Annotated in this window: 11 protein-coding genes; 8 read left to right on the forward strand and 3 right to left on the reverse strand. The window is 72.0% G+C overall.

All coding sequences use genetic code 11. The features are described 5' to 3' along the window. Positions 1–3: 3 nt before the first annotated feature. The 6 genes from AB0N90_RS06200 to cimA all read left to right on the forward strand — a co-directional run bounded on the left by AB0N90_RS06200 (position 4) and on the right by cimA (position 5,986). On the forward strand, positions 4–1,053 hold the full coding sequence (locus AB0N90_RS06200) for an agmatine deiminase family protein (RefSeq protein ID WP_365193328.1): 1,050 nt from the start codon (positions 4–6) through the stop codon (positions 1,051–1,053). 33 nt (positions 1,054–1,086) lie between these two features. After that, positions 1,087–1,557 carry a nuclear transport factor 2 family protein gene (locus AB0N90_RS06205; RefSeq protein ID WP_365193330.1) on the forward strand — a complete coding sequence of 157 codons (471 nt, stop codon included), beginning with the start codon at positions 1,087–1,089 and terminating at the stop codon, positions 1,555–1,557. A gap of 9 nt (positions 1,558–1,566) precedes the next feature. Further along, positions 1,567–2,061, forward strand: a complete 495-nt coding sequence (locus AB0N90_RS06210) for a hypothetical protein (RefSeq protein WP_365193332.1) — start codon at positions 1,567–1,569, stop codon at positions 2,059–2,061. Continuing rightward, positions 2,058–2,675, forward strand: coding sequence for a TetR/AcrR family transcriptional regulator (locus AB0N90_RS06215; protein ID WP_361677219.1), 618 nt, complete (start codon positions 2,058–2,060; stop codon positions 2,673–2,675). The genes AB0N90_RS06210 and AB0N90_RS06215 overlap by 4 nt, the downstream gene beginning before the upstream one ends. 106 nt (positions 2,676–2,781) lie before the next feature. Next, positions 2,782–4,092, forward strand: coding sequence for an MFS transporter (locus tag AB0N90_RS06220; protein WP_365193334.1), 1,311 nt, complete (start codon positions 2,782–2,784; stop codon positions 4,090–4,092). 286 nt (positions 4,093–4,378) lie between these two features. After that, positions 4,379–5,986 (forward strand): citramalate synthase, encoded by a 1,608-nt coding sequence (cimA, locus tag AB0N90_RS06225; protein WP_361677213.1) that lies wholly within the window; start codon positions 4,379–4,381, stop codon positions 5,984–5,986. A 999-nt stretch (positions 5,987–6,985) separates the two neighbouring features. On the opposite strand, the gene AB0N90_RS06230 is transcribed toward cimA, so the two are convergent. Both AB0N90_RS06230 and AB0N90_RS06235 read right to left on the reverse strand, forming a co-directional pair. Next, positions 6,986–7,585 carry a GPP34 family phosphoprotein gene (locus AB0N90_RS06230; RefSeq protein WP_365193613.1) on the reverse strand — a complete coding sequence of 200 codons (600 nt, stop codon included), beginning with the start codon at positions 7,583–7,585 and terminating at the stop codon, positions 6,986–6,988. 178 nt (positions 7,586–7,763) lie between these two features. Then, complete coding sequence (locus AB0N90_RS06235; RefSeq protein WP_365193336.1) at positions 7,764–9,629, reverse strand: ricin-type beta-trefoil lectin domain protein; 1,866 nt, start codon at positions 9,627–9,629, stop codon at positions 7,764–7,766. A 158-nt stretch (positions 9,630–9,787) separates the two neighbouring features. On the opposite strand from AB0N90_RS06235, the gene AB0N90_RS06240 reads away from it, so the two are divergent. Both AB0N90_RS06240 and AB0N90_RS06245 read left to right on the forward strand, forming a co-directional pair. Beyond that, positions 9,788–12,808: a glycoside hydrolase family 3 N-terminal domain-containing protein gene (locus AB0N90_RS06240; RefSeq protein WP_365193338.1), complete on the forward strand. Its 3,021-nt coding sequence runs from the start codon at positions 9,788–9,790 to the stop codon at positions 12,806–12,808. Between the two features lie 51 nt (positions 12,809–12,859). Then, the gene (locus tag AB0N90_RS06245) at positions 12,860–14,212 is read left to right on the forward strand and encodes a hypothetical protein (protein WP_365193340.1); all 1,353 of its coding nucleotides are present in this window, start codon (positions 12,860–12,862) and stop codon (positions 14,210–14,212) included. 64 nt (positions 14,213–14,276) lie between these two features. On the opposite strand, the gene AB0N90_RS06250 is transcribed toward AB0N90_RS06245, so the two are convergent. After that, the gene (locus AB0N90_RS06250; RefSeq protein WP_085568755.1) at positions 14,277–14,720 is read right to left on the reverse strand and encodes a MarR family transcriptional regulator; all 444 of its coding nucleotides are present in this window, start codon (positions 14,718–14,720) and stop codon (positions 14,277–14,279) included. Positions 14,721–14,780 lie beyond the last annotated feature (60 nt).

Consider the following 14,780-nt stretch of genomic DNA (forward strand, 5'->3'; position numbering starts at 1 on the left):
CAGATGAGCACCCCTGCCGCCGACGGCTACCGCATGCCCGCCGAGTGGACCCCGCACGAGCGCACCTGGATGGCGTGGCCGGGCCCCAACCCCACCTTCGACGACGCCGACGACCTCGCCGCCTCCCGCCGCGCCTGGGCCTCGGTCGCCCGCGCCGTGCGCCGCTTCGAACCGGTGACCGTGGTCTGCGGCCCCGGCGCGTCGGCCGGGGCACGGGAACTGCTCGGGCCGGACATCGACCTGGTGGAGCGCGACCTCGACGACGCCTGGATGCGTGACATCGGCCCCACCTTCCTGACCAGCGACGAGGGCGAACTGGCCGCCGTGGACTGGACGTTCAACGGCTGGGGCGCCCAGGACTGGGCCCGCTGGGAGCACGACGCGAAGATCGGCGGACACGTCGCCGACCTCGCGGGCGCGAAGACGTACGCCTCGACGCTGGTCAACGAGGGCGGCGGCATCCATGTCGACGGCGAGGGCACGGTGCTGCTCACCGAGACCGTGCAACTCGGTCCCGAGCGCAACCCGCACTGGACGCGGGAGCAGGTCGAGACGGAGATCCACGCCCACCTCGGCACCAGCAAGGCGATCTGGCTGCCGCGCGGCCTGACCGCCGACTACCCCCCGTACGGCTACGGCACCCTCGGCCATGTCGACATCGTCGCCGCCTTCGCCCGCCCCGGTGTCGTCCTCGCCCACCACCAGCCGGACCCCGCCCACCCCGACCACGAGGTCAGCAAGGAGGTCATCGGCCTCCTCAGGTCCTCGACCGACGCCCAGGGCCGCCCCCTGGAGGTCGTGGAGGTCCCCGCGCCGACCGTCCTGGAGGCCGACGGCCACTGGGCCGACTACTCCTACATCAACCACTACCTCTGCAACGACGGCGTCGTCCTGTGCGCCTTCGACGACCCCCGCGACGAGACGGCCGCCGCCCTCTTCCGCCGCCTCTTCCCCGAGCGCACCGTCACCCTGGTCGACGCCCGCCAGATCTTCGCGGCCGGCGGCGGCATCCACTGCATCACCCAGCAGCAGCCCAGGACCCGCCGCCCTTGACCTCAAGTCCGCTTCAGGTCGGAGGCTGAGGACATGACCACGCAGACGGATCGGACAGAGATCACCGCGCTTGTGGACCGCTTCTTCCGGGCCCTGGACGCACGGGAGTTCACGCCCGGCTGGGCGGACGGCTTCCTCACCCCGGACGCCCGGATGCAGACCCCGCTCGGGACGGCCGAGGGTGCGGCGGCCGTCCGGGCCACCGAGGAGGCGCTCGGACGGTACGACCGTACGCAGCACCTCGCCTCCGGCGTCGTCGCCGACACGGCTGAAGGCACGGCCGTGGGCACGGCGCGGGCCTCCTGGAACGCCCTGATGGTCCATGTCCATCACGACGCCACGCTGTTCCAGGTGGGCGGGGTCTTCGAGGCCACGCTCACCCGGACCGGCGACGGCTGGCGGTTCGCCCGGATGGCCGTCCGGGCGGTCTGGACCCAGGGGCGGCCGCCCGCCGGGGTGGCGCAAACCCCCGCCCGGCAGCCTTCGGCGCCTCGGGTCGGGTAGAACATACGGGTGAACGTCCTGGTCTGTGCGGGCTGCGGCCACCGGCTCTGTGAGCCGGTGCGCCTGCTGGCCGAGTTGCCCGAGCGCCCCCTGAACAGCGGGCGCAAGAACGCCGACGGGTCCCGGCAGGCGCCCTCCACCGTGCCGCGCGGAACCTGCGCGGTGGACCCCGAGCCGTCGGGGGCGCCGTTCGTGCCGCACCCGGACCCCGAGTGGGCCGGGGCCGCGGTGCCCGGCGTGGCCGTCGCCGACCCCGACGGGCCTGGCTTCCTGATGTCCGCAGGGCCCCGGGACACCCTGGTCGTGCACCCCGAGGACACCCACGGCCACCTCCTGGGCGACGACGACTGCCAGGACTCCGGGTGCTGCGGACCCACCGGCCGGCAGGGGCCCAACTTCCTGTGCCCGGGCTGCCGGGCGCCGGTGGCGACGCTGTTCGCCGAGTGCTACGGGCCGTACGAGACCCACTTCCTGCCCGCCGCGGTACGGCTGGTGCCCGCATGAGCGAGGCTCCCGCGCCGCGCCGGCGCACCCCCGCCCCGCCCCGAGAGGACCTGCTCGCCGCGGCCATGGGCATGATCGCCGAGCGCGGTCTGGAGAAGCTCACCATGGCGGCGCTCGGCCGCGAGGTCGGGATGAGCAGCGGACACCTCCTCTACTACTTCCGCTCCAAGGACGAACTGCTGCTCCAGACCCTGGAGTGGAGCGAGGGCCGGCTCGGGGCGGCCCGCGGCCGACTGCTCGCGGGGGCGGGCCCGGCCCGGGAACGGCTGGCGGCCTACGTCGACCTGTACGTCCCCGACGGCCACCGCGATCCGCACTGGACCCTCTGGCTGGAGGTCTGGAACCGCTCCCAGAACGCCGACGACGACGCCCGCGCCCGCCAGTCCGCGATCGAGAGCGCCTGGCACCGTGACCTCACCGCCCTGATCGCGGAGGGCATCTCACGGGGAGAGTTCAGAGCGGTGGACGCCGACCGCTTCGCGACGAGGACGCGTGCGCTGCTCGACGGCTTCTCGATCCATGTCGCCATCGGGCTGCGGGGGGTTTCACGGGAGCAAGTGCTCGCGCATGTGGGGGAGTTCATCGAGGACGGACTGATCGCCCGGTCGCCGTAGGTCCCTGGGTGGTTCGGCGGGTGCGGGTGCGTCGTGGTCGCTCGCGCGGTTCCCCGCGCCCCTTCGGGACGCATCCACTGGTCCGGAGCCGGGCAGGTAACGGGCCATGGGAATCCAGCACTGGAAGAAGATCTGGGTCGGTTCGGCGGGGAACATGGTCGAGTGGTTCGACTGGTTCGTGTACGCCAGCTTCGCCACCTATTTCGCCGGGGCGTTCTTCCCGAGCGGGAACCCCACCGCGCAGCTGATGAACACCGCCGGGATCTTCGCCGTCGGGTTCTTCATGCGACCCGTGGGCGGCTGGCTGCTCGGGCGGGTCGGTGACCGCAGGGGCCGCAAGGCGGCGCTGACGCTCACCGTCACGCTGATGTCGGCCTCCGCGGTGCTGATCGCCGTCGCGCCCACGTACGCGGTCGCCGGGTACGGCGGCGCGCTCGTCCTGCTCGTCGCCCGGCTGCTCCAGGGACTGTCGGTGGGCGGCGAGTACGCGGCCAGCGCCACCTACCTCACCGAGGCCACCGACCCGAAAAGGCGCGGCTTCGCCTCCAGCTTCCAGTACGTGTCCATGACCGTCGGCCAGATCATCGGCCTCGGCCTCCAGATCGTCCTCCAGCGCGCCCTGTCCGACTCCGACCTGCACAGCTACGGCTGGCGCATCCCCTTCGTCGTCGGCGCCCTCGGCGCGGCCGTCGTCTTCTATCTGCGCCGCACCATGCCGGAGAGCGAGGTGTACGACGAGGACGCCTCGGCCGCCGAGGAGCGCGGCACCCTGCGCGCCCTGTGGCGGTACCGGCGCGAGGCGTTCCTCGTCATCGCGCTGACCATGGGCGGCACGGTCGCGTACTACACGTACACCACCTATCTGACCAAGTACCTCTCCAACTCCGCGGGCCTGTCCAAGGACACCGCGACCCTGGTCTCCTTCACCGCGCTGATCGTCTTCGCCGGGCTCCAGCCGCTCGCCGGGGCCCTGTCCGACCGGATCGGGCGCCGGCCGCTGCTGATCACCTTCGCGGTCGGCTCCACCGTCCTGACCGTGCCGATCATGACCCTGCTGAGGCACACCGGCGGCTACTGGCCCGCGCTCGGCCTCTCCCTGCTCGCGCTGGTGATCGTCACCGGCTACACCTCGATCAACGCCTGCGTGAAGGCCGAGCTGTTCCCGACGCGTGTCCGCTCCTTGGGCGTCGCCCTCCCGTACGCCCTCGCCAACGCCCTCTTCGGCGGCACCGCCGAATACATCGCGCTGTGGTTCAAGAAGGCCGGGATCGAGTCCGGATTCTTCTGGTATGTGGCGGGATGCGCGGCCGTATCGCTTGTCGTGTACGTCACCATGCGGGAGACGAAGGACCTGGACCTGGCCGGGACGCGGGGGGCCAGTGGAGTGGGGGAGTCCACTGTGACGACCGCATCCTGAGACGGACGGTGAGCCGGGGGCGGTGCTGTGCCAGACTTCCCCCGTGCTTACGTTCGCCACGATTATTGGCAGCAGGCGCGCCGGTCCGCAGTGACCATCTCGTACGACCAGGTGCGGGTGGCCACCGTTCGTCCTCGACCCGCGCGCAGACCTCTCGCATCCGCGAGGGGTTTTTTCGTTTTACGGCCCACCTTCAGCCGTGAACCGAGCGCGAGGGAGTATTGGGGGGACGGTGGAGCCGGTCATTCCGGTAAGACCGAAGATCCACAACAGGAGCCTTGAGACCATGACCGAGACGGCAACCAGCGAGCTCGACGACTCGTTCCACGTCTTCGACACCACGCTGCGCGACGGCGCGCAGCGCGAGGGCATCAACCTCACCGTCGCGGACAAGCTCGCCATCGCCCGGCACCTGGACGACTTCGGCGTCGGCTTCATCGAGGGCGGCTGGCCCGGCGCCAACCCCCGCGACACCGAGTTCTTCGCCCGCGCCAAGACCGAGATCGAATTCCGCACCGCCCGGCTGGTCGCCTTCGGCGCCACCCGCCGCGCCGGTGCCAAGGCGGCCGACGACCCACAGGTCAGGGCGCTGCTGGAGTCCGGCGCCCCGGTGATCACACTGGTCGCCAAGGCGCACGACCGGCATGTGGAGATGGCGCTGCGCACCACGCTGGACGAGAACCTGGAGATGGTCCGCGACACCGTCTCCTACCTGCGCGAGCAGGGCCGCCGGGTCTTCGTGGACTGCGAGCACTTCTTCGACGGCTACCGCGCGAACCCCGAGTACGCCAAAGCCGTCGTACGCGCCGCCTCGGAGGCCGGCGCCGATGTGGTGGTGCTGTGTGACACGAACGGCGGCATGCTGCCCGCCCAGGTGCACGCCGTCGTCGCCACCGTGCTCGCCGACACCGGCGCCCGGCTCGGCATCCACGCCCAGGACGACACCGGCTGCGCGGTCGCCAACACGCTGGCCGCGGTCGACGGCGGCGCCACGCATGTGCAGTGCACGGCCAACGGCTACGGCGAGCGGGTCGGCAACGCCAACCTGTTCCCGGTGGTCGCCGCCCTGGAGCTGAAGTACGGCAAGCGGGTGCTGCCCGAGGGCCGGCTGCGCGAGATGGCCCGGATCTCGCACGCCATCGCCGAGGTCGTCAACCTCACGCCCTCCACCCATCAGCCGTACGTGGGTGTCTCCGCGTTCGCGCACAAGGCCGGGCTGCACGCCTCCGCGATCAAGGTCGACCCGGACCTGTACCAGCACATCGATCCCGCGCTGGTCGGCAACACCATGCGGATGCTGGTCTCCGACATGGCGGGCCGCGCCTCCGTCGAGCTCAAGGGCAAGGAACTCGGCGTCGACCTCGGCGGCGACCGCGAGCTGATCGGGCGGGTGGTGGCCCGGGTCAAGGAACGCGAGCTCAAGGGCTACACCTACGAGGCCGCCGACGCCTCCTTCGAACTGCTGCTGCGCGGCGAGGTCGAGGGCAGGGCGCTGAAGTACTTCGACGTGGAGTCCTGGCGGGCGATCGCCGAGGACCGCCCCGACGGCAGCCACGCCAACGAGGCCACGGTCAAGCTGTGGGCCAAGAGCGAGCGCATCGTGGCCACCGCGGAGGGCAACGGCCCGGTCAACGCGCTCGACCGCGCCCTGCGGGTCGCCCTGGAGAAGATCTACCCCCAGCTCGCCGCCCTCGAACTGGTCGACTACCGCGTCCGCATCCTGGAAGGCCGCCACGGCACCTCCAGCACCACCCGCGTCCTCATCTCCACCTCCGACACCACCGGCGAGTGGTCCACGGTGGGCGTCGCGGACAACGTCATCGCCGCGTCCTGGCAGGCCCTGGAGGACGCCTACACATACGGCCTGCTGCGCGCGGGCGTGGAACCGGCGTAGCGCTCCGCGGGTACGAGGGCCCCGGGACACCCCACTTCGAGGGGCTCGGGTTTTGGGCGCCCTCCCTGACGGCATCCCGGACCGCGCCTCCCGGCCGGGGTTTCGGGCCGCGCCTCCCGGCCGGGCCGCGTCTCCCTGTGAGGTTCGGACCGCACGTCCCGGGTTGGGTTTCGGGTGCCGCACCGTTGGGGGGATTCGGGGTGAAGCCTGGACGGGTCCCGGGATCGTCCGCCCTGACGGAGGTCGGGTGGCGACCCTGATGGGGTGCGGTCTGTGACCCTGGCGGGGTCTGGGACGTCCGTTCCGGGTTGGGTTTCGGGTGCCGCGCCGTGGAGGGGGATTCGGGGTGAAGCCTGAACGGGTCCCGGGATCGTCCGCTCTGACGGAGGTCGGGTGGCGACCCTGATGGGGTGCGGTCTGTGACCCTGGCGGGGTCTGGGACGTCCGTCCCGGGGTGGCTTCCGGGCGCCGAGCCCTGGGGGATCCGCGGTGCCTGCGGCGACGGGGTCTCGGACCTTGCACCCCGGCGGGTTCCGGGGTGGCCACCTGAACGGGGTCCGGTTGCGCGCCCCGGCGGGGTTCGGGCGCCCGGTCCCGGACCGTCCTCGGCAGCCTCCCCGGACGGGCCCCCGAGCCAGCCTCCCCGGACGGGCCCCCGAGCCAGCCGCCCCGCGGGCCTCGGAGTGACTGCCCTGACGGGCCTGTGAACCTTTTGCCTCGGAGGGATCCGGGGCGGTCGTCAGGACAGGGGCTGGGCGCCTCCCTTGGCGGAGGCCGGGCGCTCAGCCCTGACCGGCCTGCGGGCGCTTGCCCCGATGAGCCCGGGGCGCTTGCCCTGGGGGATCCGGGTGCCTGCCGCGCCGGGCCGGCGTGTGTCCGGCGCTCCGGCGCGGCTCGGGGTGTCTGCCCTCAAGGCTCTCCGGCTCCCCGGCGGCTGTCCGGGCGGCGGCGACTCCCCGTGAGGGGGACACGCTCAGGCGTTTGGGGCGGCCCCCACCCTCAGGGTGCCCGCCAGATGTTGTCGAAAGCGGCGTTCTCGATGCGACGGCGTTCGCGGACCGATGTCAGTTCGGTGATCGCGTCGCCGACGGTGGCCAGGACGGTGAGGACCGCGTCGTCGGCGTTCTCGTTGCCGTCCGTGCGGTCCTCGCCGATGCCCAGGGGGACGGCGAGGGCGGTCAGGACCGGTTCGTTGGACCACCAGCGGTCGGCCGCGGCGCGGCGGGCCGGGGTGTCGGGCTGCGGGGCGTCGCCGAGCCGGGGCAGCCAGCGCCGGGATTCCCCGGTGAGCTGACCGGCGCGGTCCAGGTCGTCCCGGTAGGCGGCGGCGAGCCCGCGGCCCCGGCGCCACAGCCAGTCCTCGACGCTCTCGTACGGCTCCGCGCGCACCAGCGCCGCGGCCGCCTCGTCCAGCATCCGGTCACCCGTGTCCAGCGCCGTCCCCGGCACGATGCGCTCCCCGTCCAGGGTGAGCGCCCGCGTCCCGAGCAGATCGATCAGCTCGGCCCCCGCGAGGGCCAGCGACAGATCGCCCTGCTCGACGGGGCGCGCGCCGGGGACGTCCACGCTGACGAGGAACAGATCCTGCGGTGTGGTCATGAGGGACTCCAGCGGGGTGGCGGTGAGACCCGTCCAGGGCCGCAGCGGCAGCGTACCGAGCACCTTCTCACGCCGCTCGGCCTCGTCGTCGGCACGCCACACACCGATGCGCGAGCGGTGCACCGGCCGGGGGACGACCGGCTCCCTCGTCGTCCCCCGGCCGCCCACGGACCGCTCGTCACCCGAGCTGCCACTTCTGGTTCGCGGCGCCCGTGCAGGACCAGATCTGCGCGCGGGCCCCATCGGCCGAGGAGTTGTCGGTGACGTCCAGGCATTTGTTCGCGGCAAGGTTCACCACGTCATGGGTGCTCGCGTTGTACGACCACTGCTGGGCGCCGGTCCCGTTGCAGTCGTAGAGCTGCACCTTCGCCCCGTCGGCCGTCGAGCCCGAGGTGACGTCCAGGCACTTGCCGAGCGCCCGTACGGAGCCGTCGGGCCCCACGCTCCACTGCTGGGCGGCGCTGCCGTTGCAGCCGTAGAGCTGTACGGCCGTACCGTTCGCGCTCGACGCGCCGGCCACGTCCAGGCACTTGCCGGCCAGACCGACGAAGGCACCGCTCGTGGCGCCGGTGCCGGACTGGGTGCCGGACCAGGTGAAGGTCGCGGAGGTCTTGCCGGGCAGCGAGTAAGTGGCGTGCTGCGCCCCCCAGTCGATGGTGACCGTCTGGGCGGCGGAGGAGCCGTTGTAGGCGATCAGCGCCTTGCTGCCGTCCGGGTTGCGCCAGGCCACGTTGGGCACGGCGGTGGACGCGGTGGAGGCGATCCGCTGGGCGCCTGGCCGTACGAACTTGGTCAGCTGGCCCATGTCGTAGTACTCGACGGTGTAGTCCACGCTCCCGCTCCTGCTGTCCCCGTCGTGCACGGTGACCAGGCCGGTGCAGGTGCCGCAACCCCCGTTGTGCGGGCCCATGTTCTGGTCCACGGCCAGCGACCACTTGGTCACCGACTTCGCCCAGTTGCGGGTGTAGTCGATGATGTTCGACATGTCCTCGTGCTGCTGGTCGGCGATCCAGGTGCCCCCGGAGTGCTCGGTGCCGAAGGCGTCCAGCGAGGGGTACTTGGCGTGGATCGTCGACTGCTCGGAGACATCGCCGCCGTAGCCGTGCCAGGCGATGCCGCCGAAGTTGGGGTGGTCGCGGATCGCCGGATCGTCCACCGACTGCGCGGCGTACGAGTCGTAGCTGTCCCAATTCCAGTCGTGCGCGAGGACCTTGGTGCTCAGGCCCGCCGACTGGAGCTGCGGCAGCAGGTCGTTCTTGAGGAAGTAGGCGAGGCCGCTCGCGTTCCAGCTCATCGACGGGTAGCCGGAGCAGCAGGTCGGCTCGTTCTGCGGGGTCACGTACGAGACGTCGATGCCCTGATCCCGGTACGCCTGGAGGTACTTGACGAAGTACGCGGCGTACGCGCCGTAGTCCTCCGCCTTCAGCCAGCCCCCGTTGAGCGAGCCGCTGTCCTTCATCCAGGCCGGGGCCGTCCATGGCGAGGCCATCACGGTCAGCGCGGGGTTCAGCTGGAGCGCCTGCCTGGTGAGCGGCGCGACGTCCGCCAGGTCGTGCGCGAGGGAGAACTGGTTCAGGTTCGGGTCGCTCTGCCCGGACGGCACGTCGTCGTACGTGTATCCGTAGCGGGCGAGGTCCGAGGCGCCCATCGGGTTGCGAAGGAAGGACAGCCCGATGCCGTCGGTCGGCGAGAACAGCTTGCGCATCGTCGCGTCCCGGGTCGCCTGGGACAGGGCGCCGCTGCTGTTGAGCAGCCAGGCCGCAGTGTCGGTGAACGAGGCACCGGCACCGGTGAAGGTCTGGTACCGGGTGTTCTCGTCCACGGTGATGTCGGTGCCGCCACCGCCCGTCCCGGACTGGAAGGCGAACGGCGCCTGCGCTTCGAGGCCGCGTACGACATGGCGGCCACCGGAGTCGTCGGTGGTGGTGAGCCACGCGGTGACCTGCTCACCGGCGGCATGCGCGGGGGATATGGCCGCGGTGAATCCGGCGGCGGAGAGCAGCCCGGCCAGCAGCAGCCGGAGTGCGCGGGGGGATCTCCTCATGGTGCGGTCGCCCTTCCTCTCGGGTCGACAGAGCGATGACGAGCGGGGCTGAGCGGAGCGGTGCAACTGACGTGTGGTCTTGACGAGTTGGGGAGGCGTCAGTTAACTCACGCCGTGAGCTAAGCCATGAGTGAACCATGAGAGCCGAGGGAAGGTCCATGCCAAGGCCAAGAACCGCCCTGCTCGTCCCCGGGGCCCTGCTCGCCGCCCTGCTGCCCCTGTCCGCCGCGGCGCAGGCCGCCGACGATCCGCCGCCGGTGCCCGTCGACCGCTTCGAGGGCGAGGTGCCCTTCGCGTCCCAGCCCGCCGACGGCATCTTCACCTGGGGCGGCGACACCGACGACCCGCCGACCCTGAGCCTCGCCGACCGCGCCGACGCCCCCGAGGGTGCCAAGGTGCTCACCGGCAGCTACGACATCAGCGGCTACGGCGGCTTCACCCATGACTTCGCCGCGGACCGGCCCGCCCACGACTGGTCCGCCCACCAGGGCATCCGCTTCTGGTGGGAGGGGCACGACAACGGCAAGAAGATCGCCTTCGAGATCAAGGACGGCGGCGCGAACGGCGAGGCGTCCGAGCTGTGGACGACGTCCTTCACCGACGACTTCAGCGGCTGGAAGCAGATCCGGATCCCGTTCGGCGACTTCACCTACCGCACCGACTACCAGCCGGTCGGCGGCATCGACCACGTCCTCGGGCTCACCCGGATGTGGGGCTACGCGGTCACGCTCCCCACCGGCCTCAAGGGCGAATTCGCCATGGACGACGTGGAGTTGTACGGCAAGGCCGACCAGGCGCTGCATGCCTCCGTCGCCACCGACGCCTCCGTCTACCCGGTGACCGAGGGCGGCACCGCCAAGGTGAAGGTCACCCTCGCCACCACCGGCGGCAAGCCCGTGGACGACCCGGTGACCGTCACCTACGCCACCGGCGGCGGCACCGCCACCGCAGGCCAGGACTACACCCCGGTCTCCGGCACCCTCACCTTCCCGGCGGGCACCCCCTCCGGCACCGCGCGCACCATCGAGGTGCCCACCCGCAAGGACAGGGCCGCCGAGTCCGCCGAGACCATCCCCCTCAAACTCACCGTCGACGGCGCCAAGGCCCCCACCGAGACCCCGCAGGTCGTCATCGACGCCCATGGACTGCCGTACCTGAACGCCAAGTTGCCGGTGAAGAAGCGGGTCGCCGATCTGCTGTCCCGGATGTCGCTCGCGGAGAAGGCCGGGCAGATGACCCAGGCCGAACGCGCGGGCCTGACCACGCCGGGCGACATCGCCTCGTACGACCTCGGTTCACTGCTGTCCGGCGGCGGCTCCACGCCCACGCCCAACACCGCCGAGGGCTGGGCGAACATGATCGACGGCTTCCAACTCCAGGCCCAAGCGACGCGGTTCCAGATCCCGCTGATCTACGGCGTGGACGCGGTGCACGGCCACAACAACCTCTACGGCGCCACCGTCATGCCGCACAACATCGGCATCGGCGCCACCAGGGATCCCCAACTGGCCGAGCGTACCGGCGCGGTGACCGCCGCCGAGGTGCGCGCGACCGGCGTCCCCTGGGACTTCGCGCCCTGCCTGTGCGTGAGCCGCGACGAACGCTGGGGCCGCTCCTACGAGTCCTTCGGTGAGGACCCCGCGCTCGTGGAGTCCATGGAGACGATGATCCAGGGCCTCCAGGGCCGGTCGGACGGCAGCGACTTGAGCCGTGCCGACAAGGTCCTCGCCACCGCCAAGCACTTCGTCGGCGACGGCGGCACCGCCTACGGCTCCTCCACCACCGGCACCTACACCATCGACCAGGGCGTCACCACCGTCACCCGGCAGCAGCTGGAGGACATCCACCTCGCCCCCTACCAGAGCGCGGTGCGGCGGGGGATCGGCACCGTGATGCCCTCGTACTCCTCCCTCGACATCACCGGCGACGGCAAGGGCGCGGTCAAGATGCACGCCCGCGGCGACATGATCAACGGCGAGCTGAAGGGCAAGCTGGGCTTCGACGGCTTCGTCATCAGCGACTGGAACGCCATCGACCAGCTCCCCGGCGACTACGCGAACCAGGTCCGCACGGCCGTGAACGCGGGCGTCGACATGATGATGGTGCCGTACACCTACAAGGACTTCAGCTCCACGCTGAGCGACGAGGTGAAGGCCGGCCGGGTCACCGAGGCGCGGATCGACGACGCCGTCTCCCGGATCCTCACCCAGAAGTTCGAACTGGGCCTGTTCGAGCACCCGTACGCCGACACCAGCGGGGCCGCCGCCATCGGCTCCCCGGCCCACCGCGCCGTCGCCCGCCAGGCGGCCGCCGAGTCGCAGGTGCTGCTGAAGAACGACGGCGGGCTGCTGCCGCTGAAGAAGAGCGAGAAGGTGTACGTCGCCGGGTCCGACGCCGACGACATCGGCAACCAGACCGGCGGCTGGACCCTCACCTGGCAGGGCGCCTCCGGCGACACCGTCCCCGGCACCACCATCCTCCAGGGCATGCGGCAGGCGGGCGGCGACGTCACCTACTCCAAGGACGCCTCCGCCCCGACCGCCGGGTACGACGTCGGCGTGGTCGTCGTCGGGGAGACCCCCTACGCGGAGGGCGTCGGCGACGTGGGCAACGGCCATTCGCTGTCCCTGTCGGCGGCCGATCAGGCTGCGGTGGACAAGGTGTGCGGCGCCATGAAGTGCGTGGTGCTGATCGTCTCCGGGCGGCCCCAGCTCATCGGCGACCGGCTCGGCGAGATCGACTCCCTGGTGGCCTCCTGGCTGCCCGGCACCGAGGGCGAGGGCGTCGCCGACGTCCTCTACGGCGCCCGCCCCTTCACCGGACAGCTCCCGGTCACCTGGCCGAAGTCCGAGGCCCAGCTGCCGATCAACGTGGGCGACGCCTCGTACGACCCCCAGTTCCCCTACGGGTGGGGTCTGACCACCCGCACCACCGTCCCGCACGGCGGCGCGGGCACCCTGGCGTCGCTGGCCGCGCGGGCGGCGACGGCGGAGCGGCGCGGGGACCGGACGACCGGCCGGGACCTGGTCGACCAGGCCCGGCTGCTGGTCCAGCAGAAGGTGGGGCAGCGGATGACGGCGGCCGTGGCGAAGCCCTTCGCGGACGCGGACCATCTGCTGCTGACCGGCCACTACGGGCAGGCGCTGGCGAAGCTGGCACAGGCGTACCGGGCGGCCTGACCGGTCCGCCCTGAATGACCCCTTAAGGGAGGCTTCGGGTAGCGTCGAGACATGAAGGCCGTCCCGCGGACCCGAAGCCTCCCCGCCCTGCTGCTCGCCGTGCTCGCCCTGGTCCTGGCGACCGGGCTCGCCCCCGGGGCGAGCGCGGACACCGGCGTCTCCACCATCGCCCGCGCCCTGCGCTCCGGCCCGGTCTACGTCGACCCGGCCGCCTCCGCCCAGCTGTCCCGCGCGGACGCCGACGCGCTGGCGAAACGGATCAAGGACGCGAACAAACCGCTGTTCATCGCCGTCCTCCCGGCCGGCTACCCCACCACGAACCTCTTCCCCGACCTGCGCGCCGCCACCGGCATCACCGGTCTGTACGGCATCCGGCTCGGCGACCGCTTCGACGCCCGCGCGGATGCCTCCGTGATGTCGTCGACCGCCCGGCAGAACCTGGTGACCAGCGTCCACGGCGAGAACACCAAGGCCCAGCTCACCGACTTCACCGACCGCGCGCTGGCCACCATGGGCGGCCGCGCGCCCCGCGGCTGGAACGCCGCAGGCAGCGGCGCAGGCTCCGGCACCGGCCTGATCGTGGTCGCCGCGGTACTGGTGGCGGGCGCCGCGGGCGCGTACACGCTGGTACGGCGGAGCCGGCGACGGCGCGAGCGGGAGCAGCGGGCTGCCCTGGAGCGGCTGCGGGTGGTGGTGGACGAGGACATCACCGCGTTCGGCGAGGAACTCGACCGCCTCGACTTCCATCCGGCCGAACCCGGCGCGGACGACGCGATGCGCGGTGACTACGAGCGTGCCCTGGACGCCTACGAGAGCGCGAAGCAGCGGATGGCCGAGGCGGCCAGGCCGGAGGATGTCCGGCCGGTCACCGAGGCGCTGGAGGACGGCCGCTTCTGCCTCGCCCAGCTGGCCGCGCGCCGCGCGGGCCGCCCGCTGCCCGAGCGCCGCCCGCCCTGCTTCTTCGACCCCCGCCACGGCCCCTCGGTCGCCGACGCCACCTGGAGTCCGCCCAGTGGCGCCCCGCGCGAGGTCCCGGTCTGCGCCGCCGACGCCACCCGCCTCGCCGACGGCCGCGATCCCGTGATCCGCGAGGTCGACACCGAGCACGGCCGCCGCCCTTACTGGGACGCCGGACCCGCCTACGGCCCCTGGGCCGGCGGCTACTTCGGCGGCGGCATCCTCCCCGGCCTGCTCTTCGGCACCCTGCTGGGCTCCATGATGTCCACGCCCTCCTACGCGGCCGACTACGGCGCCGGGTACGGCGACTTCGGCGGCGCCGACTTCCAGGGCGGCGACGTCTCCGGCACCGACTTCGACCCCGGTGACTTCGGCGGCGGATTCGGTGACGGCGGGGGCTTCGGCGGGGGAGACGGGGGCGACTTCGGCGGCGGGTTCGGGGACTGAGCCGTACCCGTAAGGGGAGGACCGAGCCGTACCCGCAAGGGGGGTTCCGTGCGCGAGTGGGCGGTCAGACCTCCGTGCCCGGTATCTCCATCGACCCCACCCGCTCCAGCAGCGCCGCCGCCAGCGTCAGCACCCCGCGTTCCGTCTCGCCGAGCGTGCTCAGGGCCGCGGCGAGCCAGATGTCCCGCTCGGCCATGTCCCGCTCCAGCGCCCGGCGTCCCGGTTCGGTGAGGGTCAGCACGGACTGCCTGCGGTCGTCCGCGTCCGGCTCCCGGGCGATCAGCCCCTCCGCCTCCAGATCCGCGAACACCCGGGTCAGCGACTGCGGTCGCTGCCGCTCGCGCGCCGCGATCCGCCCCGGGGTGGCCGGGCCGTGCGCGTGCAGATGTCCCAGCACCGCGAGCTGGTTGGGGCTCAGGCCGCCCTCCCCGCGCTCCTGCCGCAGCCGCCGGTTGATCCGGACGACGGCACGACGGAGAGCGGCGGCATCGGCGAGATGATCATCCATGCGCGATATCGTACGCAGCCACTTATTAAAGAGCCGACTCGCAGGCTCTATTCTCGGACA

It is taken from the genome of Streptomyces sp. NPDC093018, from assembly GCF_040684035.1.
Classification (GTDB): Bacteria; Actinomycetota; Actinomycetes; order Streptomycetales; family Streptomycetaceae; genus Streptomyces; species Streptomyces murinus.